Below are 22,623 nucleotides of genomic sequence, written 5' to 3'. Positions count from 1 at the left end.
GAGGAGGAGTCATGAAGGCATCGGTCGGAGACAGGATCGTGACCGCCTCGGGGGTCGTGGGCGGGGCCGTGCGGGACGGCGTGGTGGTCGAGCTGCGGCACGACGACGGCACCCCGCCGTATCTCGTCGAGTGGTCCGACACGGGGGAGCGCACGCTCGTGTACCCGGGGGCGGACAGCTACGTCGAGCACGTCCCGGGCGCGGAGAACGGCGGTGGTGGCACGGACACCACGAAGGTGTGGCGGGTCCAGGTGAGCCTCGTCGAGTCCGAGGGGCGCACGACGGCGGAGGCGGTCCTCGTCGCGGACTCGCCCGAGCACCTGCGCACCGTGGGCCGGGCGCGGTGCGACCCGCACGACGTGGACGTCCCGCTCATCGGCGACGAGATCGCCGTGGGGCGAGCGCTCCGCCGCCTGGCGGACCGCCTGCTCGACGACGCGGAGTCGGACATCGAGTCGTCCACCGGCGCACCGGCGCACGTCCACCTGTGACGGTCGGCGCGTCGCGGGACGAGAGCACCGGGACGGGCCGTGTGCGCGTCGTCGTGCACGGGCACGTGCAGGGCGTGGGCTTCCGCTGGGCGACCCGGCGGCGCCTCGGCGAGCTGGGCCTCGACGGCACGGCGACCAACCTGGCCGACGGCACGGTCGAGGTCGTGGCGTCCGGGACCGCCCGGGCGCTCGACGACCTCGTCGACTGGCTGCGTGACGGCGCGACGCCCGGCCGCGTGACGGGCGTGGACGTCGCGCGCGGCTGAGGGCCCCCGCGTATCAGGTCCGGAGCGCCGGTCCTCCCTCCAGGAGGATCCCGGCGACGACGCCGGGCAGGGTGCGGGAGGGGTCATGAAGCGGCTGGTGCTGTGCTGCGACGGCACGTGGAACTCGCCGGTGAACGCGAGCGTGTCGAACATCGAGAAGATCGCGCGGTCGGTCCGGACGGGCATCGGCCCGGACGGCGTGCAGCAGATGGTGTTCTCGATCGAGGGCGTGGGGGCGCAGGGCTACCTCGTGGACCGGCTCCTCGGCGGGGCGTTCGGGTACGGGCTGACGCGCAACGTCGTCGCCGGGTACCGGCACCTCGCGCTCAACTACGAGCCGGGTGACGAGATCTACGTGTTCGGCTTCAGCCGCGGCGCCTACACGGCGCGCAGCATCGTCGGGATGGTCTCCACGGTGGGCCTCCTCACGCAGGAGGCGCTCGCGCTCGACCACCTGTGCGACGCCGAGCGCATCTACCGCCTCCAGGACCCGGAGCGGCGCCGGGAGCTCGCCGCCGCGTTCCGCGCCGAGCACTGCCACGAGCGGGTCCCGGTCGCGTTCCTCGGGGTCTTCGACACGGTCGGGGCGCTCGGCGTCCCCGGTCTCTCGCGCCGCCGCAGCCGGTTCCACGACCTGCGGCTCTCGACCGCCGTCGAGCAGGCGCGCCAGGCGCTCGCGATCGACGACCGCCGCATCACCTACGAGCCGTGCCTGTGGGAGGTGCCCGTGTCGATGGCCGACCGCGTCAAGCAGGTCTGGTTCCCCGGCGCGCACAGCGACGTCGGCGGCGGGGCCCCGGCGCGCGCGCTCTCCGACACCGCGCTGCTGTGGATGGTGGGGGAGGCGATCGCCCGGGGGCTGTCGTTCGACGAGGACCGGCTCTTCGCCCAGCTCCGGCACGAGGACACGCTCGTGTGCCGGTTCCGGCCGGGACTGCTCTTCGGCTCGATCAACCTCGTCAAGCGGCTGCGCCACCGGCCCCGGTTCCACGGCACCCTGCGCGTCCTCGCCGGCGTCCCGGTCGCGCCGGACCACGTCGACGCGGTGTACCTCGCGCAGACGGCCGAGCAGCTCACCGCCGACCCGTCGACGCCCTACGCCCGGCACGCGCGCAACGTCACCTGGTGGCGCGACGACGTCGGCGACGCGCTCGTGCAGCGCGTCGAGCCCGTGCCCGGGGCGGCGCTCGAGAGCCGACCGCTCGTGCTCGGCTGACGCCCTCTCGCGGCGCGGAGGGGCGGGTCCCGTGCCATCCTGGGCCGGTGAGCGAGCAGCCCTCCGTCCCCGTAGACGCCGACCGCCTCGTCCCCGCCGACGCCCACGTCCTGGGTGATCCCGACGCCCCCGTGACGATCGTCGAGTTCGGCGACCTGGAGTGCCCCTACTGCCGCGACGCGGCACCGGTCCTGCGCGACGTGGTCGCGTCGTCGGGCGGGCGCGTGCGCCTCGTGTTCCGCCACTTCCCGCTGTTCGAGCTCCACCCGCACGCGCTCACCGCAGCCCTCGCGGCCGAGGCCGCCGGGGCGGCGGGACGGTTCTGGGAGATGCACGAGGCGCTGTACGAGCACCAGGACCACCTCGACGACGCCGGTCTCGCGGAGCGCGCCGGCGAGCTCGGCCTCTCGGCGGAGTCGGTGGTGGGCGACGAGGTGCAGCAGCACGCGGACGCGGTGCGGCGCGACTACGCCGACGCGCTCGCCCTGGGCGTCCAGGGCACGCCGACCCTCTTCGTCAACGGCGAGCGGTACCGCGGCCGGGTCACGCGGGAGGGGCTCGAGGCGGCCGTCTCGGCGGCGGCGGCCCGGTAGCCGCGGCGCCGGCCGCCGCCCGTCAGGACGCCGGCGGGCGCCAGGGCAGCGGGGGGAGGTCCGACGGCGGGCCGTCGGCGCCCGGGGAGCACAGCGGCCACCGCTCGCCGAACAGCCGCAGCGCGACCGACCCGAGGACGGCCGCGACGAGCGACCCCGCCAGGATCCCGATCTTCGCCTGCTCGATCAGCGCCTCGTCGTCGAACGCGAGCTCGGCGATGAACAGCGAGATCGTGAAGCCGATCCCCGCGAGGATCGAGCCGCCGAGCAGGTGCGAGAACCGGACCCGGCCCGGCAGGTCGCCGAGGCCGAACCGCAGGGCGAGCGTGGACGCGCCGAAGATGCCGATCGCGTTGCCCGCGACGAGCGCGACGGCCACGCCGATCGTCAGGGAGGAGGTCGCGGCCATCCGCAGCGTCTCGGCGTCGAGCCGGACCCCGGCGTTCGCGAGACCGAACACGGGCACCACGAGGTACGCGCTCCACGGGTGCAGCACGCGCTGCAGCTGCTCGCTCGTCGGGACGGCGGCGCGCGCGGCGAGCTCGGTGAGGTGCTCTCGCTCCGCCGTCGTCTCCTGGGCGAGCCGCTTGGCGTACCGCGGGACGACGGCGACGTCGTCCGGACGGGCCGAGCGGGACGGCACGAGGAGCCCGACGAGCACGCCCGCGAGCGTCGCGTGCACGCCCGACGCGTAGACCGCGCCCCACAGCGCGATCCCGACGACGACGTACGGCGCGAGCCGCCACACGCCGAGCCAGCGCAGCACGAGGATCACGCCGACGAGGACGGCGGCGATCACGAGGCCCGGGAGCCACACCGCGTCGGTGTAGAAGACCGCCATCACGGTGATCGCGCCGATGTCGTCGACGACGGCGAGCGTCAGGAGGAACAGGCGCAGCTGGTCGGGGCAGCGCGGGCCGAACAGGGCGAGGATCCCGACGAGGAACGCGGTGTCCGTCGACATGACGATGCCCCAGCCGTGCTGGGCGGGGGAGCCGAGGTTGAACGCGACGTAGATGAGCGCCGGCACGGCCAGCCCGCCGAGCGCCCCGAGCGCCGGGACGGCGACCGTGCGCCGGTTGCGCAGCTCGCCGCTCGTCACCTCACGGTTGATCTCGAGCCCGATGACGAGGAAGAAGATCGCCATGGCGGCGTCGTTCACCCAGTGGTGCAGGTCCATCTCGAAGGACCACGGCCCGATCGTCCAGCCGGCCGTCGCGTGCCACAGGTCCTCGTACGCCGGCGCCCACGCGGAGTTCGCCCAGACGAGGGCGACGACCGTCGCCGCGAGCAGGAGCACCGCGCCGCCCGCCTCGGTCGCGAGGAAGGACCGGAGCGACGGGGCGAGCGGCCGCAGCTGGATCCGCAGCGGTGGACCGGGGCGGGCGGGGACCTGGACGATCGGGAACGACGACGGCGGAGCGGGCTCGGTCACGTGGCCTCCGGACGGGTCGGCGCGGGGCGCTGGACGGCGGTCACGGCGTGCAGCGTTCCAACTCTCGCCGCCCGCCGATGCTTCCGCAACGTCCGACCGGCACGAGATCGCCGGGTGGCGACCGGGCGCATCCTCCGGCCGGCGCTGGTCCGCATCGTGGAAAAGTTCTTCCGAAAGTCTTGTGGGCGGGGTCACGCGCTGCTAGCGTCGAGCGTGCCAACGGCGGGCCCGGGCCGAGCGAAGAGCTCGGTGGTCGACACGTTCGACCCGACACCGGAGACCATCTACCAGGCGGAAGAGAAGGACACCTCGCCTGCAGCGCCCGCCGGCCGACCCGGACTCGACGACGAGACCGGCTCCTCGGACGGACCCACGGACCGCTGCCCGAACCCGTGGAGACTCACCATGGAACCTCTCGCCGTGGACGCAGCACACCCCCGCACACCGGCGCCCGTCGCCAACCCGCGCCACCTCGACCGCGCGGTCGCCCTCGCCGTGGACTCCGTCGCGCACGCCGGCGGCCCGTTCGGCGCCGTCGTCGTGACCGCCGACGGTCACGTGGTCGAGGGCACCAACCGGGTCACCCAGGACAACGACCCCACCGCGCACGCCGAGGTCACCGCGATCCGGCGCGCGTGCGCCGAGCTCGGCACGTTCGACCTGTCGGGCGCGACGCTCTACTCGAGCTGCGAGCCGTGCCCCATGTGCCTCGCGGCGGCCCTGTGGGCCCGTGTCGGCGCGGTGTACTTCGCCGCCGACCGGCTCGACGCCGCGGACGCCGGCTTCGACGACGCGGCGTTCTACGACTTCTTCGCCGCGGACCCGGAAGACCGGGTCATGCGCGTGGTCCACACGCGCACCCCGGACGCCGTCGCCCCGTTCGACGCGTGGCGCGTCCTCGAGTCCCGGATCGAGTACTGACCGGCCCCGGCCGGCCCGTACCGCCCCACGGAAAGGACACGACGACGTGACCCTCCTCGGCACCCGGCGGAGCACCGCCGACGACGACGCCCACGGCACCCCGCAGCCCCGGCGCGGCTCCTCGAGCCGCCTCGACCGGTTCTTCCGCATCAGCGCGCGCGGCTCGACCGCCGGCCGCGAGGTGCGCGGCGGCCTCGTGACGTTCTTCGCGATGGCGTACATCGTCATCCTCAACCCCCTCATCCTCGGCGGCACGAGCGCCGAGAACGCCCCGGTCGACGTCGCGGGCGGCTGGCTCGCCACGGCGCAGGTCGGCGCGGTGACCGGCCTCGCCGCCGGCCTGCTCACGATCCTGTTCGGCCTCGTGGCGAACCTCCCGTTCGCGCTCGCCGCCGGGCTCGGCATCAACTCGTTCCTCGCCGTCTCGGTGATCGGCGACGTCACGTGGCCCGAGGCGATGGGACTCGTCCTCATCAACGGCCTGCTCATCGTGCTGCTCGCCGTGACGGGCGCGCGGTCGGCGATCTTCAACGCGGTGCCGCGCCAGCTCAAGGCCGCGATCACGGTCGGCATCGGCCTGTTCATCGCGTTCATCGGGTTCGTCGACTCGGGCTTCGTCACGCGAGCTCCCGGCGGCCCGCCCGTCCAGCTCGGCGACGGCGGCTCGATCACGACGGTCCCGACGCTCGTGTTCGTCGTCGGGCTGCTCGTCATGGGGATCCTCGTGGCCCGCAAGGTCAAGGGCGGCCTGCTCATCGGCCTCGTGGCGACCACGGTCCTCGCGATCGTCGCCGAGGCCGTGCTCCAGCTCGGGCCCGCCTCGGACGACAACCCGGGCGGGTGGCACCTCACGGTGCCCGAGCTGCCGAGCTCGCTCGTGTCCGTCCCGGACCTCGGCCTGCTCGGCCAGTTCTCGTTCGGCGCGTTCGACCGCATCGGTGCGCTCGCGGCGACGATGCTCGTGTTCACGCTGTTCTTCACGAACTTCTTCGACGCCATGGGCACGATGACGGGCCTCGCCAAGCAGGGCGGGCTCGCCGACGCGGACGGGAGCTTCCCGCGCATCAAGTCGGCGCTCGTCGTGGAGGGCGTGGGCGCGGTCGTCGGCGGGGCGACGTCGTCGTCGTCGAACACGGTGTTCGTGGACTCCGCGGCAGGCGTGGGCGAGGGCGCCCGCACGGGTCTCGCGTCGGTCGTGACGGGCGGGCTCTTCCTCGTCGCGATGTTCCTCACGCCGCTCACCGCGGTCGTCCCGATGGAGGTCGCGAGCGCGGTCCTCGTCGTGGTCGGCGCGATGATGATGCGCGAGATCAAGGAGATCGACCTCACCGACTTCTCGGTCGCGCTCCCGGTCTTCCTCACGGTCGTCACCATGCCGCTCACGTACTCGATCGCGAACGGCATCGGCATCGGGTTCGTGACCTGGGTCCTGCTGCGCACGGCGTGCGGCAAGGCGCGCGAGGTGCACCCGCTGCTGTGGGTGGTCGCCGCGGGCTTCCTCGTGTACTTCGTGCGCGGACCGCTCACCGCGGTCGTGGGAGGCTGAGCACAGCACGACGGACCGCGCGACGGGCCGCCCTCGCGGGTGGCCCGTCGTCGCGCGGTCGGGGATCGACGGAGGTGACCATGGGCGAGCGGGTGAGCGTGGAACGCCACCGGGCGGACGTCGCGGCGCTGCTCGCGCCGCTCGTGGACGGCGCCCGACGCCGCACGCGCACCGAGGACGTCGACCTCGCCGACGCGCTCGGCCGGGTCCTCGCGGGGGACCTGCTCGCGCCGGTCCCGGTCCCGCTCTTCCGGAACTCGCAGATGGACGGGTACGCCGTGCGGGCGGCCGACGTCGCGGGTGCGAGCGCCGACGCCCCGGTCCGGCTACCCGTCTCGGCGGAGATCCCCGCGGCGCCCGGGACGCCCGCCGCGCTGGTCCCGGGCTCCGCGGCCCGCATCATGACCGGCGCGCCCGTGCCCGACGGCGCGGACGCCGTCGTCCCGGTCGAGGACACCGCGACGGGGAGCTTCGCCGCGGAGCCCGGAGCCCGGCCCGGAGTGCCCGGTGGGTCGGTGCCCGTCGACGTCCTCGTGCCCCGCGGCGCGGGAGACTTCGTCCGCGAGGCGGGCAGCGACGTCGCCGCCGGGGACGCGCTGCTCGCGGACGGCACGCTGCTCGCGCCGCACCACCTCGCCGCCGCTGCCGCGTGCGGCGTGGGACGGGTGCGGGTCGTCGCGCGCCCTCGGGTGGCGATCCTGTCGACGGGCTCCGAGATCGTCGGCCCGGGGGAGTCGCCGGGCCCCGGGCAGGTGTTCGACGCGAACGGCACGGCGCTGGGCGCCGCGGTGCGTCGCGCCGGTGGCGTCGTGTCCGTCACGGCGCGCTGCGGCGACGAGGCAGGGGCGTTCGCGGCCGCCCTCGCGGACGCCGCAGCGGGGTCGGACCTCGTGATCACCTCGGGCGGCGTGAGCCAGGGCGCCTACGAGGTCGTGAAGGACGTGCTCGGGAGGGGGACCGGGCACGGCACCGGCCCGGGGCCCGGCGGCGTGGAGTTCCGGTCCGTCGCGATGCAGCCGGGCGGCCCGCAGGGCCTCGGCCGGCTCGGCCCCGGCCACGGCACGCCGGTCCTCACCTTCCCGGGCAACCCCGTGAGCGCGCAGGTGTCGTTCGTCGTGTTCCTGCGCGAGGTCCTCGAGCGCGCGGCCGGACTCCCGGGCGAGCGCCGGGTGCGTCGTGCGCGCGTGCTCGACGCCGGGAGGTCCCCCTCGGGGAAGCGGCAGCTCCTGCGGGGGGCGAGCGGGCCGGACGGCTCGGTGCGCGTCGTCGGCGGCCCGGGATCGCACCTCGTCGCGTCGATGGCGCGCGCGGACGTCCTCGTCGACGTGCCGGCCGACGTGACAGGGTGGGACGCCGGGACCGAGCTGGAGGTGTGGGAGCTGTGAGCGATCGATCGGCCGGAGGCGGCACCGCGTCGGACGACGCCGCGCCGGTGCCCGAGGACGTCAGCCGCGTGACGACGGACGTGCTGGGTGCGACCGTGACCCGCACGGTGGAGGACGCCGTCGGGGGACCGGAGTGCGGTGCGGTGGTGACGTTCCGCGGCGTCGTGCGCGACGTCGACGACGACCGTGGCGTGACCGGGCTCGACTACGAGGCGCACCCCGACGCGACGGCCGTGCTGCGCCGGTGCGTGGAGACCGTCGCAGCCGAGACGGGGCTGCGGGTCGCCGCGGTGCACCGCTACGGTGCGCTCGCCGTGGGGGACGTGGCGCTCGTCGCGGCGGCGGCCGCGGGCCACCGCCGCGAGGCGTTCGAGGCGTGCTCGCTGCTCGTCGAGCGCATCAAGGCCGAGGTGCCGATCTGGAAGCGGCAGCACTTCACCGACGGGGTGTCGGAGTGGGTCGGCCTGTAGTGCGCCCGGGGCGAGGTCCGGGGTCGAGGCCTTCCTCGCGCGGAGCCGCGCCGTCGAGCCGGGTCAGCGCGCGGTGCGGCCGTTGTCGAGCAGCATGCCGATGCCGACGCCGACGGCGGTGCCGAGGACGAGGCCGAACCAGCTGAGCACGACGGTCCCGACCACGGCGCCGATCGCGAGACCGACGACGCTCCTCGTGCCGACGGTCCACGGCCCGGAGGTGGTGTCCTCGCGGTAGATCGGGAGCGCCGACACCGTGTTGTCCGGGGTGGTCCCGGGGGTGTCTCGCGGCGCGTGGAGGGGGACGTGGCGGGCTGGGGAGCGGGCTGGGCGGAGATCGTCGTCACGTGACCATGATAGGGTCCGCCCCGCCCGCTGACCTGGGCACATGCCGCTTCGTGAGCGGGTTCACCCCGTGACGTGCACGACACGCCGCGCGGCCGGGGCGCACGGCGCGGGCTCGGCCTGCGCGGGCTCGGCCTGCGCGGGGGTCAGCCGCCGATCGCACCCATGCTGCGCGCGGTCGGCGCGAACGCGTCCCGCGCCACGGGGGTGTCGCTGCCGTGCGCGAGCGGCTTCGCCCACATCGCGCCCTGCCAGGCGCGCGCGATCGCGTCGTCGCGCTGGTCGTCGGTCATGCCGTCGGAGCGCAGGACCGCGCGCAGGTCCGTCTCGTCGTCGCCGAAGAGGCACGACCGGACCGTGCCCTCCGCGGTGAGGCGCGTGCGGTCGCAGTCGCCGCAGAACGACCGCGTGACCGACGCGATGATCCCGACGGTCTGCGGTCCGCCGTCCACGAGCCACTCCTCGGCCGGGGCGGACGGGTCGTCGCGGCCGACCTCGAGGAGGTCGAAGCGCTCGCCCAGCACGGCGAGGAGGTCGTCGGCGGACACGAGGTCGGCACGCGTCCAGCGCCCGTCCGCGTCGAGCGGCATCTGCTCGATGAAGCGCAGGTGGCACCCGTGGTCCACCGCCCACGCCAGCAGGTCGGCGGCACCGGCGAGGGTCTCCGGCATTGAGCTTGACGGGGGCGAGGCCGGCGGCGAGAGCGGCGCGGACGCCGGCCAGCACGTCGGGGAGACGGTCGCGGCGCGTCAGGCGCGCGAAGTCCTCGCGGTCGACGGAGTCGAGCGAGATGTTCACGCGGTCGAGCCCGGCGGTGACGAGCTCGCCGACACGTTTGTCCAGCCCGATCGCGTTCGTCGTCATGGAGATCGACACGTCCGGGGCGGCGGCGCGCGACAGGCGCAGGATCTCGGCGAGGTCCCGGCGGACGAGCGGCTCGCCGCCCGTGAAGCGGACGTCGGTGATCCCGAGGCGCCCGACGGCGACCCGGACGAGCCGCGCGATCTCGGTGGGCGTGAGGAGGTCGTCGCGCGCGATGGCGGGCAGGCCCTCGGCGGGCATGCAGTAGGTGCAGCGCAGTGTGCACTTCTCGGTGATCGAGATGCGCAGGTCGCGCGCGACGCGGCCGTACCGGTCCACCAGCGCCTCGGTCCGGGGCCGCTCGTCGGGCAGGTCCGTGGCACGCGCGGGTCCACGCACCTGGGGCATCCCGAGAGCCACTGCCGTCATGCCTCGATGGTAGACACGTCCCGTGACGTCCGGCATGACCGCGTGCTAGCGTGAGATTCACTGGACGGAAGAAGCCTTCCGTCCAGCGGAAGTCCAACGGCGGATTCAAGCCCTGTGTTTCCGGCGCGTCACGGCCGACGCGCCCCCGGACACGCAGGGGACTCACCGCAAGGGTTCACTGGAAGGACGCCGGTCACGCCGGCACCCTGGCGGAAGCGAGACCACGATGCTCACCATCGTCGACCGGCTCTCCCCGTGGCTCGGCCCGGGGCAGCTGCCGTTCGCCGTCGCGACCGTCGTCGCGGCGTCCGGCTCCGTGCCGCGCCCCGTCGGCACGGCGATGGCCGTGCGTGCCGACGGTGCCGTCGTGGGCAGCCTCTCGGGTGGCTGCGTCGAGGCCGCCGTGCACGCCGCCGCGCTCGACGCGATCGCCGCCGGCACGTGCCACCGCGAGACGTTCGGCTACAGCGACGCCGACGCGTTCGCCGTCGGGCTCAGCTGCGGCGGCACGCTCGACGTCCACGTGCAGCCGGTCTTCCCGGGCGACGACGCCGCGCGGACGCTCGGGGCGCTCGCGGCCGACGCCGGCCCCGCGGCCCTCGTGCGGCGGATCGACGGTGACCGCCGCACGGCCGTCCTGCTCGGCGGGACGACCCCGGACGCGCCGGCGATCGCCGCCGCGCTGCACCGGCTCGTCGGTCCTGGCGCGGTGGACGCCGCCGCGGCACAGGTCGCCACCGTGCTGCGCGCGGGCGGGACGGCGACCGTGCGTGCCGCGCACGCCGGGCCGACCGACCGCCCGTGCGACGACGCCGCCGAGCCCGTGACGCTGCTCGTCGAGACCCGCCTCCCGGCGCCGCGCTTCCTCGTGTTCGGCGCGAACGACTTCGCCGCGGCGCTCGTGCGCGGCGTGCGCCTCCTCGGCTACCGCGTCACGCTCGTCGACGCGCGCGAGGTGTTCGCCGACCCGCGCCGGTTCCCGGAGGCGGACGAGGTCGTCGTCGAGTGGCCCGACCGGTACCTCGCGACCGAGTCCGCCGCGGGACGCCTGGACACCCGGACCGGCGTCGCGGTGCTCACGCACGACGCGAAGTTCGACGTGCCGCTCCTGCGCCTCGCGCTCGACCTGCCGCTCGCCTACGTCGGCGCGATGGGCTCGCGCCGCTCGCACGACCAGCGCGTGCGCGCGCTGCGGGCCGAGGGCGTCGGCGACGCGGCGCTGTCCCGGCTGCGCTCGCCCATCGGCCTCGACCTCGGCGCCGTCACGCCGGACGAGGTCGCCGTCTCGGTCACGGCCGAGATCGTCGCGGCGCGGCACGGCCGCGCAGGCGTCGTGCCGCTGAGCCAGAGCCGCGGACCGCTGCACGCGGCTCCGCCGCACGGCGGCCCGACCCCCGCAGACCCACCGCACGGACCAGCACCGACCTCGCCCGAGGAGGCCTCCTGATGGACCTGAGCACCGTCACCGACCTCGTCCCGACCGTCGACCCCGGCGAGTGGCGCGAGGGCGACGCCTGGCTCGCCGGCGGGACCGTCCTGTTCTCCTACGGCAGCCAGAGCCTGCGGCGCCTGCTCGACGTCACGTCCGCGGGCTGGCCGTCGCTCACCGTGACCGACGACGGTCTCGAGATCGCCGCGACGTGCACGGTCGCGGAGCTGTACGCGTTCGAGGACTCGCAGGCCGCCGCTCCGGTGCGCGGCCGGTGGAGCGCGCTCGACCTGTTCAGGCCGTGCTGCGACGCGTTCGTCGCGTCGTTCAAGATCTGGAGCACGTCGACCGTGGGCGGCAACGTCTGCACGTCGCTGCCCGCCGGGCCGATGACGTCGCTCACCGCCGCGCTCGACGGGGTCGCCGAGGTGTGGGGTCCCGGCGGTGCGCGTCGGACGCAGCCCGTCGCCGAGCTCGTCACGGGCGACATGCGGAACACGCTCGCCCCGGGCGAGCTGCTCCGGTCGATCCGGGTCCCGGACCGCGCGCTGCGCTCGCGCACGGCGTTCCGGCGCCTGTCGCTGTCGAACCTCGGGCGCTCGGGCGTGCTGGTGATCGGGCGCGTCGACCCGCCGTCGGCGGGCGGGGCGGGGAGCGCCGGGCCCGACGACGCGGGCCAGCTCGTGATCACCGTGACCGCCTCGACCCGGCGGCCCGTGCAGCTGCGCTTCGCGGCCGGTGCCCACCCCTCGGCCGCGGACCTGACCGCCGCGCTCGACGCCGCGGTGGGTGCTGCGGCCGACGGTGCCGACGGACCGACGGGCGGCGGGCGCATCTGGCACGACGACATCCACGGCCACCCCGCGTGGCGCCGCGACATGACCTACCGGCTCGCCGAGGAGGTCCGCGCCGAGCTCGACGCGCCCCTCGACGGTGCCGGCACGGACGGAGGACCTCGATGAGCGACCCGACCACGCCGACCACGGCGCCGGCCACGACCCCGGTCGCCACGTCGACCCGCGTCGCCCGGACCGACCACGCCCGGACCGACCGCGCCCGGCCCGTCGTCGTGGACGGGCGTGCGGTCACCACCGAGCCGCGAGCGGGGCAGTGCCTGCGCACGTTCCTGCGCGAGCAGGGCGCGCTGGGCGTGAAGAAGGGGTGCGACGGCGGGGACTGCGGCGCATGCACCGTGCACGTCGACGGCGTCCCCGTCCACTCGTGCGTCTACCCCGCGCGGCGCGCCGCCGGACGCGACGTGACGACCATCGCGGGCCTCGCCGCGGCGAGCGGCGCCCCTGCGGGGGAGCTGCACCCGGTGCAGCAGCAGTTCCTCGACGCCCAGGGCTTCCAGTGCGGGTTCTGCACCGCGGGCATGATCATGACCGCCGCGACGTTCGACGACCACCAGCGCGAGGACCTGCCGCGCAACCTCAAGGGCAACCTGTGCCGCTGCACCGGGTACCGGGCGATCGCCGACGCCGTGCTCGGGGGCGACGCGTGCGGGACCGAGCACCCCGCCGGCGCCGCCCCGTGCGATCCTGCGCACGACGACGGGCGACCGGACCGGGCTGCTGCCCCGGCCGACAGGGGCGCTCCCTCGGCGGACCGCGGTGCCACCCCGGCGTTCGGGGCGGACGTGCCGGCGCCCGCAGGCCGGGGCGTCGTCACCGGGTCCGTGCGGTACACGCTCGACGTGGACCCCGACGCCTACCCCGGTCTGCTCCACCTGAAGCTCGTGCGCTCGCCGCACGCGCACGCGCGCGTCCTCGCCGTCGACACGAGCGAGGCGCTCGCGGTCCCGGGCGTCGTCGCCGTGCTCACGCACGAGGACGCGCCGACGACGCGGTTCTCGACCGCGCAGCACGAGCTGTTCACCGACGACCCCGACGACACGAGGATCCTCGACGACGTCGTGCGGTTCGTGGGGCAGCGCGTCGCCGCGGTCGTCGCGGAGACCGTGGCCGCCGCCGAGGAGGGTGTGCGCCGCGTGCGGGTGACCTACGAGGCCCTGCCCGCCGTCGTCGACCCCGAGGAGGCGATGACACCCGGCGCGCCGCTCGTCCACCCGGACCTCGACGCGACCCGGGCGCGCGTGTCCCGCCCCGAGGCGAACGTCGTCGCCGAGGTGCACAGCGAGCTCGGCGACGTCGAGCGCGGTCTCGCCGAGGCCGACGTCGTGCACGAGGCCACCTACCGCACCCAGCGCGTCCAGCACGCCGCGCTCGAGACGCACTGCGCGATCGCCGCGCTCGACGACGACGGCCGGCTCGTCGTGCGGTCCTCCACCCAGGTCCCGTTCCTCGCCCGCCGCCACCTCGCGCGCGTCCTCGACCTCGACCCCGAGCGGGTGCGGGTCTACTGCGAGCGGGTCGGCGGCGGGTTCGGCGGCAAGCAGGAGGTCCTCACCGAGGACGTGGCCGCCCTGGCGGCGCTGCGCCTCGGGCGACCCGTGCAGCTCGAGCTCACGCGCAGCGAGCAGTTCGTCGGCACGACGACGCGCCACCCGTTCCGCATCCGCGTGCGCGCGGGCGCGCGCCGCGACGGCACGCTCACCGCGCTGCACCTCGACGTGCTCACCAACACCGGTGCGTACGGCAACCACGGCCCGGGCGTGATGTTCCACGGGTGCGGCGAGTCGCTCGCGGTGTACCGGTGCGAGAACAAGAAGGTCGACGCCCACTGCGTCTACACGAACACCGTCCCCGCGGGCGCGTTCCGCGGCTACGGGCTGTCGCAGATGGTCTTCGCGGTGGAGTCCGCCGTCGACGAGCTCGCGCAGCAGCTCGGGCTCGACCCGCTCGAGATGCGGCGACGCAACGTCGTCCTCGAGGGCGAGCCCATGCTGTCCACGCACCCCACGCCCGAGGAGGACGTGCACCACGGCAGCTACGGCCTGGACCAGTGCCTCGAGCTCGTCGACGACGCGCTGCGACGCGGGCGCGAGCGCGACGACCGCGAGCTCGACGACGCGTGGGGCGTCGGCGAGGGCGCGGCCCTGTCGATGATCGACACCGTCCCGCCGCGCGGCCACTACTCCCACGCGCGCGTGCGGCTGCGCGCCGACGGCGTCGTCGAGGCCGAGGTGGGGACCGCCGAGTTCGGCAACGGCACGACGACCGTGCACGCGCAGCTCGTCGCGACCGCCCTCGGCCAGGAGGCGTCGGCCGTGGTCGTGCGTCAGTCGGACACCGACCTCGTCGAGCACGACACGGGCGCGTTCGGGTCCACGGGCACGGTCGTCGCCGGCAAGGCGTCCCTCGCCGCCGCCCAGGACCTCGCCGAGACCGTGCTCAAGACCGCCGCCGGGATGGCGGGTGCGGCGGCGGGCGACTGCCGGCTCGTGCCCGGCGGCGTCGAGTGCGCGGGGACGGTCGTCCCGCTCGCCGACGTGGCGCGGTCCGCCGCGGAGGCGGGGATCGAGCTGGTCGCCGAGGGCCGCTGGGGCGGCACGCCACGCTCCGTCGCGTTCAACGTGCACGGGTTCCGTGTCGCGGTGCACCGGGGGACGGGCGAGATCCGCATCCTGCAGAGCGTCCAGGCCGCCGACGCGGGCGCGGTCGTCAACCCGCGCCAGTGCCGCGGGCAGGTCGAGGGCGGCATCGCCCAGGCGCTCGGCGCAGCGCTCCACGAGCACGTCGACGTCGACGAGAGCGGTCGCGTGACGACCGACATCTTCCGCCAGTACCACCTCCCGACGTTCGCCGACGTGCCGCGCAGCGAGGTGTACTTCGCCAGGACGAGCGACACGACCGGGCCGCTGGGGGCGAAGTCGATGAGCGAGAGCCCGTTCAACCCCGTCGCGCCCGCGCTCGCCAACGCGATCCGCGCCGCGACCGGTGTGCGGTTCACGGAGCTGCCGCTCCTGCGGGACCGGGTGTACCTCGGGATGAAGGCGGCGGGCGTCGGGGTCTGACGGTGCTGGTCCGGGGCTGGTCCGGGGCTGGTCCGGGTCTGGTCCGGGGCTGGTCCGGGTGGGGAGGGAGGGGCGGCGGCGGGTCTACCATCCGGCCGCTCGTTCCTCGCGGCCTCCCGCCAGACCCGCCACGACCCGCCGCCGCCCCTCCCTCCCCACCCTCTCCCGTCGTCTCACCTGACCGATGGGCAGGCACCGTCGCTCCCGGGCATGCCTCGTCGCCTCGTTGCCTCGTCGCCTCGTCGCCTCGTCGCCTCGTCGCGCCGTCGGTCCGGTCAGGTGAGGAGGTCGAGGTCGGCCTCGGTGTCGACGTCGCGGCCGTCGCCCGGGTGGTCGACGACGTCGACCAGGTGCGCGTGCGCGCGCAGGAAGTCGCGGGCGCCGTGGTCGCCGTGGGCGCTCGCGGCGGCAGGGGCGGCGAGCGGTGCGTCCAGCACGAGGGGGTGCGCCCAGCGGGGCGCCTCGGCGACCGTGACGCGCACGTCGCCGCCGCCGGGAGCGGCCGCCGCGGCGGCGTGCCCGACGGCGCCCGTCCAGCGGGAGGCGGCCACGCGGCCGGGGCGGTGGGCGGCGAGGAGGCGTGCGACGTCGTCGGGCACGACGCCGGGCTGGTCCACGTGCGCGACGACGACCCGCGCGGCGCGCTCCGACAGTGCCGCGGCGACGCCCCGGCGCAGGGACGACGCCATGCCGGACGCCCAGTCCTCGTTGACGACGACGCGGACGTCGGGGCGGTCGAGGCCGGCGCCGGTGAGGACGGTGCACGCACCGGCGCCGAGGACGACCACGACGACGTCGCAGCCGCCGCCGACGAGCACGTCGACGACGTGCTCGACGAGCGGGCGCCCGCGGTGGGGGAGCAGCGCCTTCGGTCCGCGCCCGAGCCGCGTCCCGGCGCCGGCCGCGAGGAGCAGGCCGACGGTCGGCCGGTCGGGCGGCGGGTCCGGGACGGCGGGGGTCACGCGCCGTCGCGGCGGGCGTCGTAGGCGCGCTGGGCCGCCGTCACCTCGCCGACGGCGTCCTCGAGCACGTCGATGAGCGCGGAGAGGCTGTCGGCGACGCGGGCGCCGAGCTCCGTGAGGGAGTACTCCACGTGCGGCGGGATGGTCGCGCGGACCTCGCGCACGACGATGCCGTCGCGCTCGAGCCCCTGCAAAGTCTGGGCGAGCATCTTCTCGCTCACGCCGTCGACCCGGCGTCGCAGCGCGTTGAAGCGCACGGCGCCGTCGCGCAGGCCGGCGACCGTGAGGACGCCCCAGCGCCCGGTCACCGACTCCAGGACGTGCCGGGACGTGCAGCCGCGCTGGAAGACGTCGGCGACCATCTCGTCGGTCGGGCCGGTGTCCTGCGTGCTGAGTTCGGTGGCCACCTCGCCAGGATAGGGCGGCGCGGGCGTCCCCGCGCTGTGAGATACGTCGCACAGTCTCATGGTTGGCACTGTCGAAAAGTAAGCGCATGCTCGACGAGTGGCGCCGCGAGGTGCTGCCGCGGACCGCCGTCGGGCGGCCGCACCACACGTCCTGCTCTCGAAGGAGTCCTCATGACCATCGCCGTCACCGGAGCCAGCGGCCACCTCGGCCGCCTCGTCGTCGAGTCGCTGCTCGCCCGCGGCGCGGACGCGGCCGACCTCGTCGCGCTCGCCCGCACCGCGGGTGCGGTCGCCGACCTCGCGGGGCGCGGCGTCGTCGTGCGCGAGGCCGACTACGGTCGCCCGGAGACGCTCGGCGCGGCCCTGGACGGGGTCGAGGTGCTCGTGCTCGTGTCCGGCTCCGAGGTCGGGCGTCGCGTCGAGCAGCACGGCAACGTCGTCGACGCCGCCCGCGCGGCAGGGGTGTCGCGAGTCGTCTACACGAGCGCGCCGCACGCCACGACGTCCGCGCTCGTGCTCGCGCCCGAGCACAGGGCGACCGAGGAGCTCCTCGCGGCGTCGGGCCTGTCGACGACGGTCCTGCGCAACAACTGGTACACCGAGAACTACGTCCCCGACGTGCTGCGGGCGCGGGAGACGGGCGTGATCCTCACGAGCGCGGGCGACGGTCGCGTCGCGAGCGCGAGCCGCGCCGACTACGCGGAGGCCGCGGCGGTCGTCGCGCTCGCCGCACGGCACGACGGCGCGCACGACGGCGCCGTCCTCGAGCTGGCCGGCGACGTCGCGTGGACGTTCGACGACCTGGCGACGGCCGCCGCCGAGGTCCTCGGCCGTCCGGTCGCGCTCCGGGCCGTCACCCCGGAGCAGCACCTCGAGATCCTCACGGGCGCCGGGCTGGACGAGGGCACCGCGGGCTTCGTCGTCGCGCTGGACGGCAACATCCGCGACGGCCTGCTCGGCGACGCCACGGGCGACCTCGCACGCCTCCTGGGCCGGCCGACGACCCCGCTCGTCGACGGGCTGCGCGCGGCCGTGCGGGCGACCGACGCATCCTGACGCCGTCGCGACCCGGTCGGCGCGGACGTCGCCGCCGACCGGGGTGGCGCCGGTCCTCCCGCCGGTCTCGTCCCCACGCGGCCTCCCGGCATGGTTAACTAGTTGAAGGTACAACTAACGGAGCCCGCGTCCGCGGCACCGACGCACGGGAGGAACCCATGACCCGACAGGCCGACCCCTCACCCTCGATCCAGCGGCTCGCGCGGCCGGGTACGGCGGCGCGTCCCGCCGGCGACCTGCTCGCCGCCGACACGCGCATGGACGCGGTCACGCTCCACGTGCGCGACCTCGACCTCATGACGCGCTACTACCGCGACGCGCTGTCCCTCGCGGTGCTGCCCACGCCCGAGACCCTGGCCCTGCCTGCCGGCACCCGGCTCGCGGAGACGGTCGTGCTCGGCCGCGGGACGACGCCCCTCGTCGTGCTGCACCGCACGCCCGACCTCCCGGTGCCGGGCCGCCGCGAGGCCGGGCTGTTCCACACGGCCGTCCTGTTCGACGACGAGCCCGGCCTCGCGCACGCGCTCGCGTCGGTCGCGACGACCGCGCCGAGCACCTTCGTGGGCAGCGCGGACCACCTGGTGTCCCAGGCGTTCTACTTCACGGACCCCGAGGGCAACGGTGTCGAGCTGTACGCCGACCGCCCGCGCGAGACGTGGGGATGGGACGAGGACGGGGTGCGGATGGACACCATCCACCTCGACCCGAACGCGTTCCTCGCCGACCACCTCACCGACGCCTCGCGCGAGCTGCTGTCGGGGCCCCGCGCGGACGTGGCCGAGCGGTCGTCCGGAGGGCCGGGCGCAGCGGGCGGCGCGACGGTCGGGCACGTCCACCTGCAGGTGGGCGACGTGCCGACGGCCCGGTCGTTCTACGTCGACGCCCTCGGTCTCGAGGAGACCGCGAACGTCCCGGGAGCGCTGTTCGTCTCCGCGGGCGGGTACCACCACCACATGGCGATGAACACGTGGAACAGCCGGGGCGCGGGGCCGCGGGCGTCGACGCTCGGGCTCGGCGCGGTGTCGATCACGGTGCCCGGCACGGACGACGTCGGCGCGCTGCGCGCGCGGCTCGCGCGGGCGGCGGTCGCCACGCAGGACGACGGCGCGGTGCTGCGGTTCGAGGACCCGTGGCGCAACCGCCTCGAGGTGCGGGTCGCCGCCTGAGCCGCGGGCGGTGCCGTCAGTGCTGGGCCTTGATCACCAGCACGGGGGAGGGGGAGTCGAGGAGGACGCGCTGCGTGGTGCTGCCCAGGAGGAACTTGCCGACCGGTGAGCGCTTGCGGGCGCCGATGACCACGAGCTCGGGGTGCGTGCGCTCGGCCTCCTCGACGATCGCGTCGGCCGGCTCGACGTGCTGCGGCCGGTAGGTCACCTCCGGCCGCTCGATCCCGGCGGGGAGCGTGTCGAGGTGGTGCGCGAGCGCGGCGGGGACCCCGGCGTCGGGGTCCTGCGGCGTGAGCACGAGGACGGCCAGCGGTGCGCTGCGGCGCTCGGCCTCGGCGATCGCGGCGCGCAGGGCGGCCTCGCCCTGCGGGGAGTCGTTGTACGCCACGAGGACGGTCATCGCCGGGCCTTTCCGTGCTGTCGGTCGGACTGCGGTTGAACTCTCTCACACGCCGGGCGTCGTCGCCGTCCGGTGCGCGGACCGCTGCTCCGACCGGCTCGCGGCTCCTCGCGGCGCCTCCGGGAGGGCGAGGGGCGGCGGGAGCAGCGGCGGGAGCACCCGGGTGAGGACCTCCTCGAGCTCGCGCCGCCGCCGCGCCCCGAGCCGCTCGGACGGCGCGGTGACGCTGATCGCCGCGACCGGGCGGCCCGCGTCGAGCACGGGGACCGCGACGCAGCTGATCCCGCGCTCGTTCTCCTCGTCCTCGCGCGCGAACCCGTGCTCGCGCGTGCGCTCGCAGATCGCGCGCAGGTCCGCGGTCGTCACCTGGCCGTCGGGCGCCGCGGCCGCGTACCAGGCGAGACGGTCGTCGTCGAGCACGCGGTGGGCGAGCAGCGCGCGGCCCAGCGCGGTCGTCGCCGCGGGGCGGCGGCGCCCGACGGCGGACCACACCCGCACCGCGCGCGCCGGCTCGACCTTGTCGAGGTAGACGATCTCCGTCCCGGCGAGCGTCCCCAGGTGCACGAGCTCGTCCGTGGCCTGGCACACGGCGACGAGCGCGGCGTGCAGGAGGGCGGGCAGGTTCTCCTCGCCCAGGTAGACGGTCGCGAGCGCGGTCGCGGCGGGGCCGAGCCGGTACCTGCCCGTCGCGTCGTCCTGCTCGGCGTAGCCGCGGTGGCGCAGCGCCGCGAGGGTGCGGTGCAGCGACGCCTTGTGGAGGCCGAGGTCGTGGGCGAGCGCGCCCAGGGCGAGGCCGCCGGGCCCGGCGGCGGCCAGCGCCTCGAGCGCGGCGAGCGCCTTGTCCACGCTGCCGAGCGGGCTCGTCGCCGGAGCGGCCGACCCGCTCCCGGCAGTGCCCGAGGGCGCGGGCCCGGCTTCCGTCATCGTGGTGCCTTCCTCTAGAGTGCGTTCCGCAGTGAACAACAGACGTTCACCATAGCGAAACGGAGTGAGGATGTCAGCCGACACCAGCGTCCTGGAGCAGATCGAGCGGGCGCGCGTCGTCCCCGTCGTCGTGGTCGACGACGCGCGCGACGGCCTGGGCGTCGCCGCCGCCCTGCGCGACGGCGGCCTGCCGGTCGCCGAGGTCACGTTCCGCACCGCCGGCGCCGCGTCGGCGATCGAGGCGATCGCGCGCGAGGTGCCCGAGGTCCTCGTCGGCGCCGGCACGGTCGTCACGGCCGCCCAGGTGGACGAGGCCGTCCAGGCCGGCGCGCGCTTCCTCGTGTCGCCGGGCCTGTCGGCCGACGTCGTGCGCCGGGCCCAGGAGCTCGGCGTGCCGATCCTCCCGGGGGTCGCGACGCCGTCGGACATCATCGCCGCGCTGGACCTCGGCCTGCGGGCCGTGAAGCTGTTCCCGGCGAACGTCGTCGGCGGCCCCGCGGCCGTCAAGGCGTTCTCGGCGCCGTTCCCCGGCGTGCGGTTCGTCCCCACGGGCGGCGTGAGCGCCGCCAACCTCCTCGACTACCTGTCCCTGCCGTCGGTGCTGGCCGCCGGCGGGTCGTGGATGGTCGACCGGTCGCTCGTCCGCGCGGGCGACTGGACGGAGATCACCCGGCGCACGCGCGAGGCCGTCGAGCTCGCCGCGTCGCTCACCACCGTCACCGAAGGAGCCTGACCGTGAGCACCACCCCCACCGGGACCACCCCCGGGACCTCCGGCGCCACCGCGCCGCTCGCCGTCCGCCCCGCCGCCGAGAGCGCGTACGACGTCGTCGCGCTCGGCGAGGTCATGCTGCGCCTCGACCCGGGCGAGCGCCGCATCAAGACCGCGCGCAGCTTCGACGCCTGGGAGGGCGGCGGCGAGTACAACGTCGCACGGGGCCTGCGCCGCTGCTTCGGCCTGCGCGGCGCAGTCGTCACGGCGCTCGCGGACAACGAGGTCGGCCGCCTCGTCGAGGACCTCATGCTCACGGGCGGCCTCGACACGAGCCACGTCGTGTGGCGGTCCTACGACGGCATCGGCCGCACCGTGCGCAACGGCCTGAACTTCACGGAGCGCGGGTTCGGCGTGCGCGGCGCCGTCGGCGTCTCCGACCGCGGCAACACCGCGATCGCCCAGCTCCGTCCCGACGACGTCGACTGGGACGCGCTGTTCGGCCGCGGCGTGCGCTGGTTCCACACCGGCGGGATCTTCGCCGCGCTGTCGGAGTCGAGCGCCGACGTCGCCGAGGCCGCGATGGCCGCCGCGCGCCGGCACGGCACGATCGTGTCGTACGACCTCAACTACCGCCCGTCGCTGTGGCAGGGGATCGGCGGCGTCGAGCGTGCGCAGGAGGTCAACCGTCGCCTGGCGCGCTACGTCGACGTGATGATCGGGAACGAGGAGGACTTCACGGCGAGCCTCGGCTTCGAGGTCGAGGGCGTGGACGAGAACCTCACCGACCTGGACACGGGCGCGTTCCGCGCGATGATCGGGCGGGCCGCGGAGGAGTACCCGAACTTCCAGGTCATCGCGACGACGCTGCGCGGCGTGAAGACGGCGACCGTCAACGACTGGGGCGCCATCGCGTGGTCGCGCGTGCAGGGCTTCGCCGAGGCGACGCACCGGCCGGGTCTCGAGATCCTCGACCGCGTCGGCGGCGGCGACTCGTTCGCGTCGGGCCTCGCGTACGGGCTCATGGAGCTCGGGTCGATCGCGGAGGCCGTCGAGTACGGCGCCGCGCACGGCGCGCTCGCGATGACCACCCCGGGCGACACGTCGACGGCGTCGCTCGCCGAGGTGCGCAAGCTCGCCTCCGGGGGGAGCGCGCGGGTCCAGCGCTGACCTCGGGACCCCGTCGGGCCGGTCCGGGCGTCGTCCCGGGCCGGCCCGACGCGCTCGGGCTGCCGACGGGAACGCCCCGGTCTACTGTGGACGGGCTGTCGAGGCTCGGAGGTACGGCGTGGCTGGTGGGGCACCCCTTCCCGGGTTGCCGCGCCGTCGTGCCGCGGAACCGCCGGACCTGGCCCGCGCCGTCGAGCACGCCCGGATCCTGCGCGGCGCCGGGGACGCGGTCGGGGCCGCGCGGGTCCTGGACGAGGCGTTCGCCGCGGAAGGGGTCCGTACCCGGAGCGTCTCCGAGCGCGTGCGCTTCCGCGCGCTCGTGCTCCGCGCGGACCTCGCGCTCGCCCTGCACGACGAGGTCGCCGCCGCGCGGTTCCTCGAAGGGGTCGAGTGGTTCATCGCGGGCGCGGACTTCCTGCCGCGCGTGGCGGAGGCGCTCGCCGCGCTCGACGACGAGCGCCACCGCGTCGAGGAGCTGCGCGAGCACCTCGTGCCCGACGACGCGACGTGAGCGCGGGGGGACCGAGCCGAGCCGACGGGAACCATCCCGGGTCCGGCGGCGTTGGACTCCCCAGCGTCCCGGC

The 22,623-nt window shown here is 75.5% G+C and carries 22 protein-coding genes and 1 pseudogene; 16 read left to right on the top strand and 7 right to left on the bottom strand.

Features of this window, described 5'->3' with window-relative positions; translation table 11 throughout:
- Positions 1 to 11 precede the first annotated feature (11 nt).
- The 4 genes from ACWPWV_RS01030 (at position 12) to ACWPWV_RS01015 (ending at position 2,566) form a co-directional block, all read left to right on the top strand.
- Complete coding sequence (locus ACWPWV_RS01030) at positions 12 to 491, top strand: dsRBD fold-containing protein (RefSeq protein ID WP_454041148.1); 480 nt, start codon at positions 12 to 14, stop codon at positions 489 to 491.
- Positions 488 to 757: an acylphosphatase gene (locus tag ACWPWV_RS01025; protein WP_454041147.1), complete on the top strand. Its 270-nt coding sequence runs from the start codon at positions 488 to 490 to the stop codon at positions 755 to 757. Before ACWPWV_RS01030 ends, ACWPWV_RS01025 begins: the two co-directional genes overlap by 4 nt.
- An 85-nt stretch (positions 758 to 842) precedes the next feature.
- Positions 843 to 1,973, top strand: a complete 1,131-nt coding sequence (locus ACWPWV_RS01020) for a DUF2235 domain-containing protein (protein WP_454041146.1) — start codon at positions 843 to 845, stop codon at positions 1,971 to 1,973.
- 47 nt (positions 1,974 to 2,020) lie between these two features.
- A complete protein-coding gene (locus ACWPWV_RS01015; RefSeq protein WP_454041145.1) occupies positions 2,021 to 2,566 on the top strand; it encodes a DsbA family protein in 546 nt (181 codons plus the stop codon).
- Between the two features lie 22 nt (positions 2,567 to 2,588).
- Here ACWPWV_RS01015 and nhaA read toward each other — a convergent pair whose 3' ends face one another.
- Positions 2,589 to 4,001, bottom strand: a complete 1,413-nt coding sequence (nhaA, locus tag ACWPWV_RS01010; RefSeq protein ID WP_454041144.1) for a Na+/H+ antiporter NhaA — start codon at positions 3,999 to 4,001, stop codon at positions 2,589 to 2,591.
- A gap of 405 nt (positions 4,002 to 4,406) precedes the next feature.
- Between nhaA and ACWPWV_RS01005 the strand changes: the two genes are divergently transcribed.
- From ACWPWV_RS01005 to ACWPWV_RS00990, 4 genes are all read left to right on the top strand, one after another.
- The gene (locus tag ACWPWV_RS01005) at positions 4,407 to 4,922 is read left to right on the top strand and encodes a nucleoside deaminase (protein WP_454041143.1); all 516 of its coding nucleotides are present in this window, start codon (positions 4,407 to 4,409) and stop codon (positions 4,920 to 4,922) included.
- A gap of 46 nt (positions 4,923 to 4,968) precedes the next feature.
- Positions 4,969 to 6,468, top strand: a complete 1,500-nt coding sequence (locus tag ACWPWV_RS01000) for an NCS2 family permease (protein ID WP_454041142.1) — start codon at positions 4,969 to 4,971, stop codon at positions 6,466 to 6,468.
- Between the two features lie 80 nt (positions 6,469 to 6,548).
- Positions 6,549 to 7,853, top strand: a complete 1,305-nt coding sequence (locus ACWPWV_RS00995) for a molybdopterin molybdotransferase MoeA (RefSeq protein ID WP_454041141.1) — start codon at positions 6,549 to 6,551, stop codon at positions 7,851 to 7,853.
- Entirely contained in the window at positions 7,850 to 8,323 is a 474-nt protein-coding gene (locus ACWPWV_RS00990) for a molybdenum cofactor biosynthesis protein MoaE (RefSeq protein WP_454041140.1), read from the top strand. Before ACWPWV_RS00995 ends, ACWPWV_RS00990 begins: the two co-directional genes overlap by 4 nt.
- A 63-nt stretch (positions 8,324 to 8,386) precedes the next feature.
- Here ACWPWV_RS00990 and ACWPWV_RS00985 read toward each other — a convergent pair whose 3' ends face one another.
- Together ACWPWV_RS00985 and moaA are read right to left on the bottom strand one after the other, a co-directional pair.
- Entirely contained in the window at positions 8,387 to 8,578 is a 192-nt protein-coding gene (locus ACWPWV_RS00985) for a hypothetical protein (RefSeq protein ID WP_454041139.1), read from the bottom strand.
- A gap of 236 nt (positions 8,579 to 8,814) precedes the next feature.
- Positions 8,815 to 9,898: pseudogene (moaA, locus tag ACWPWV_RS00980) on the bottom strand (GTP 3',8-cyclase MoaA).
- Positions 9,899 to 10,124: 226 nt separating this feature from the next.
- Here moaA and ACWPWV_RS00975 point away from each other — a divergent pair.
- From ACWPWV_RS00975 to ACWPWV_RS00965, 3 genes are read left to right on the top strand one after another with little or no spacing between them, the layout of a single operon-like run.
- Positions 10,125 to 11,345 carry an XdhC family protein gene (locus ACWPWV_RS00975; protein WP_454041138.1) on the top strand — a complete coding sequence of 407 codons (1,221 nt, stop codon included), beginning with the start codon at positions 10,125 to 10,127 and terminating at the stop codon, positions 11,343 to 11,345.
- The gene (locus tag ACWPWV_RS00970; protein WP_454041137.1) at positions 11,345 to 12,289 is read left to right on the top strand and encodes an FAD binding domain-containing protein; all 945 of its coding nucleotides are present in this window, start codon (positions 11,345 to 11,347) and stop codon (positions 12,287 to 12,289) included. The genes ACWPWV_RS00975 and ACWPWV_RS00970 overlap by 1 nt, the downstream gene beginning before the upstream one ends.
- Positions 12,286 to 15,243 carry a molybdopterin-dependent oxidoreductase gene (locus ACWPWV_RS00965; RefSeq protein ID WP_454041136.1) on the top strand — a complete coding sequence of 986 codons (2,958 nt, stop codon included), beginning with the start codon at positions 12,286 to 12,288 and terminating at the stop codon, positions 15,241 to 15,243. Before ACWPWV_RS00970 ends, ACWPWV_RS00965 begins: the two co-directional genes overlap by 4 nt.
- Positions 15,244 to 15,518: 275 nt before the next feature.
- Here ACWPWV_RS00965 and ACWPWV_RS00960 read toward each other — a convergent pair whose 3' ends face one another.
- Together ACWPWV_RS00960 and ACWPWV_RS00955 are read right to left on the bottom strand one after the other, a co-directional pair.
- The gene (locus tag ACWPWV_RS00960; RefSeq protein ID WP_454041135.1) at positions 15,519 to 16,205 is read right to left on the bottom strand and encodes a nucleotidyltransferase family protein; all 687 of its coding nucleotides are present in this window, start codon (positions 16,203 to 16,205) and stop codon (positions 15,519 to 15,521) included.
- Positions 16,202 to 16,612, bottom strand: a complete 411-nt coding sequence (locus tag ACWPWV_RS00955) for a winged helix-turn-helix transcriptional regulator (RefSeq protein ID WP_454041134.1) — start codon at positions 16,610 to 16,612, stop codon at positions 16,202 to 16,204. The genes ACWPWV_RS00960 and ACWPWV_RS00955 overlap by 4 nt, the downstream gene beginning before the upstream one ends.
- A gap of 171 nt (positions 16,613 to 16,783) precedes the next feature.
- Between ACWPWV_RS00955 and ACWPWV_RS00950 the strand changes: the two genes are divergently transcribed.
- The gene (locus tag ACWPWV_RS00950; RefSeq protein WP_454041133.1) at positions 16,784 to 17,668 is read left to right on the top strand and encodes an SDR family oxidoreductase; all 885 of its coding nucleotides are present in this window, start codon (positions 16,784 to 16,786) and stop codon (positions 17,666 to 17,668) included.
- A 158-nt stretch (positions 17,669 to 17,826) separates the two neighbouring features.
- Positions 17,827 to 18,834, top strand: coding sequence for a VOC family protein (locus ACWPWV_RS00945; RefSeq protein ID WP_454041132.1), 1,008 nt, complete (start codon positions 17,827 to 17,829; stop codon positions 18,832 to 18,834).
- A 16-nt stretch (positions 18,835 to 18,850) separates the two neighbouring features.
- On the opposite strand, the gene ACWPWV_RS00940 is transcribed toward ACWPWV_RS00945, so the two are convergent.
- Both ACWPWV_RS00940 and ACWPWV_RS00935 read right to left on the bottom strand, forming a co-directional pair.
- Positions 18,851 to 19,234, bottom strand: a complete 384-nt coding sequence (locus tag ACWPWV_RS00940) for a universal stress protein (RefSeq protein ID WP_454041131.1) — start codon at positions 19,232 to 19,234, stop codon at positions 18,851 to 18,853.
- Positions 19,235 to 19,279: 45 nt separating this feature from the next.
- A complete protein-coding gene (locus tag ACWPWV_RS00935) occupies positions 19,280 to 20,158 on the bottom strand; it encodes an IclR family transcriptional regulator (RefSeq protein ID WP_454041130.1) in 879 nt (292 codons plus the stop codon).
- 70 nt (positions 20,159 to 20,228) lie between these two features.
- Between ACWPWV_RS00935 and eda the strand changes: the two genes are divergently transcribed.
- From eda to ACWPWV_RS00920, 3 genes are all read left to right on the top strand, one after another.
- Positions 20,229 to 20,891 carry a bifunctional 4-hydroxy-2-oxoglutarate aldolase/2-dehydro-3-deoxy-phosphogluconate aldolase gene (eda, locus tag ACWPWV_RS00930; protein ID WP_454041129.1) on the top strand — a complete coding sequence of 221 codons (663 nt, stop codon included), beginning with the start codon at positions 20,229 to 20,231 and terminating at the stop codon, positions 20,889 to 20,891.
- Positions 20,892 to 20,893: 2 nt separating this feature from the next.
- Entirely contained in the window at positions 20,894 to 22,039 is a 1,146-nt protein-coding gene (locus ACWPWV_RS00925) for a PfkB family carbohydrate kinase (protein ID WP_454041128.1), read from the top strand.
- A 118-nt stretch (positions 22,040 to 22,157) separates the two neighbouring features.
- Complete coding sequence (locus ACWPWV_RS00920; RefSeq protein WP_454041127.1) at positions 22,158 to 22,550, top strand: hypothetical protein; 393 nt, start codon at positions 22,158 to 22,160, stop codon at positions 22,548 to 22,550.
- Positions 22,551 to 22,623: the final 73 nt, after the last annotated feature.

This window comes from Cellulosimicrobium sp. Marseille-Q8652 (assembly GCF_965112045.1).
This window is presented reverse-complemented; position numbering and strand designations above follow the sequence as displayed.

Coding starts and splice junctions, on each gene's coding strand:
- ACWPWV_RS00945 (WP_454041132.1), top strand. CDS start 17,827: ATGACCCGACAGGCCGACCCCTCACCCTCGATCCAGCGGCTCGCGCGG.
- ACWPWV_RS00935 (WP_454041130.1), bottom strand. CDS start 20,158: ATGACGGAAGCCGGGCCCGCGCCCTCGGGCACTGCCGGGAGCGGGTCG.
- ACWPWV_RS01020 (WP_454041146.1), top strand. CDS start 843: ATGAAGCGGCTGGTGCTGTGCTGCGACGGCACGTGGAACTCGCCGGTG.
- ACWPWV_RS01030 (WP_454041148.1), top strand. CDS start 12: ATGAAGGCATCGGTCGGAGACAGGATCGTGACCGCCTCGGGGGTCGTG.
- ACWPWV_RS00970 (WP_454041137.1), top strand. CDS start 11,345: ATGGACCTGAGCACCGTCACCGACCTCGTCCCGACCGTCGACCCCGGC.
- ACWPWV_RS00975 (WP_454041138.1), top strand. CDS start 10,125: ATGCTCACCATCGTCGACCGGCTCTCCCCGTGGCTCGGCCCGGGGCAG.
- eda (WP_454041129.1), top strand. CDS start 20,229: ATGTCAGCCGACACCAGCGTCCTGGAGCAGATCGAGCGGGCGCGCGTC.
- ACWPWV_RS00940 (WP_454041131.1), bottom strand. CDS start 19,234: ATGACCGTCCTCGTGGCGTACAACGACTCCCCGCAGGGCGAGGCCGCC.
- ACWPWV_RS01005 (WP_454041143.1), top strand. CDS start 4,407: ATGGAACCTCTCGCCGTGGACGCAGCACACCCCCGCACACCGGCGCCC.
- ACWPWV_RS00950 (WP_454041133.1), top strand. CDS start 16,784: ATGACCATCGCCGTCACCGGAGCCAGCGGCCACCTCGGCCGCCTCGTC.
- ACWPWV_RS00995 (WP_454041141.1), top strand. CDS start 6,549: ATGGGCGAGCGGGTGAGCGTGGAACGCCACCGGGCGGACGTCGCGGCG.
- ACWPWV_RS00965 (WP_454041136.1), top strand. CDS start 12,286: ATGAGCGACCCGACCACGCCGACCACGGCGCCGGCCACGACCCCGGTC.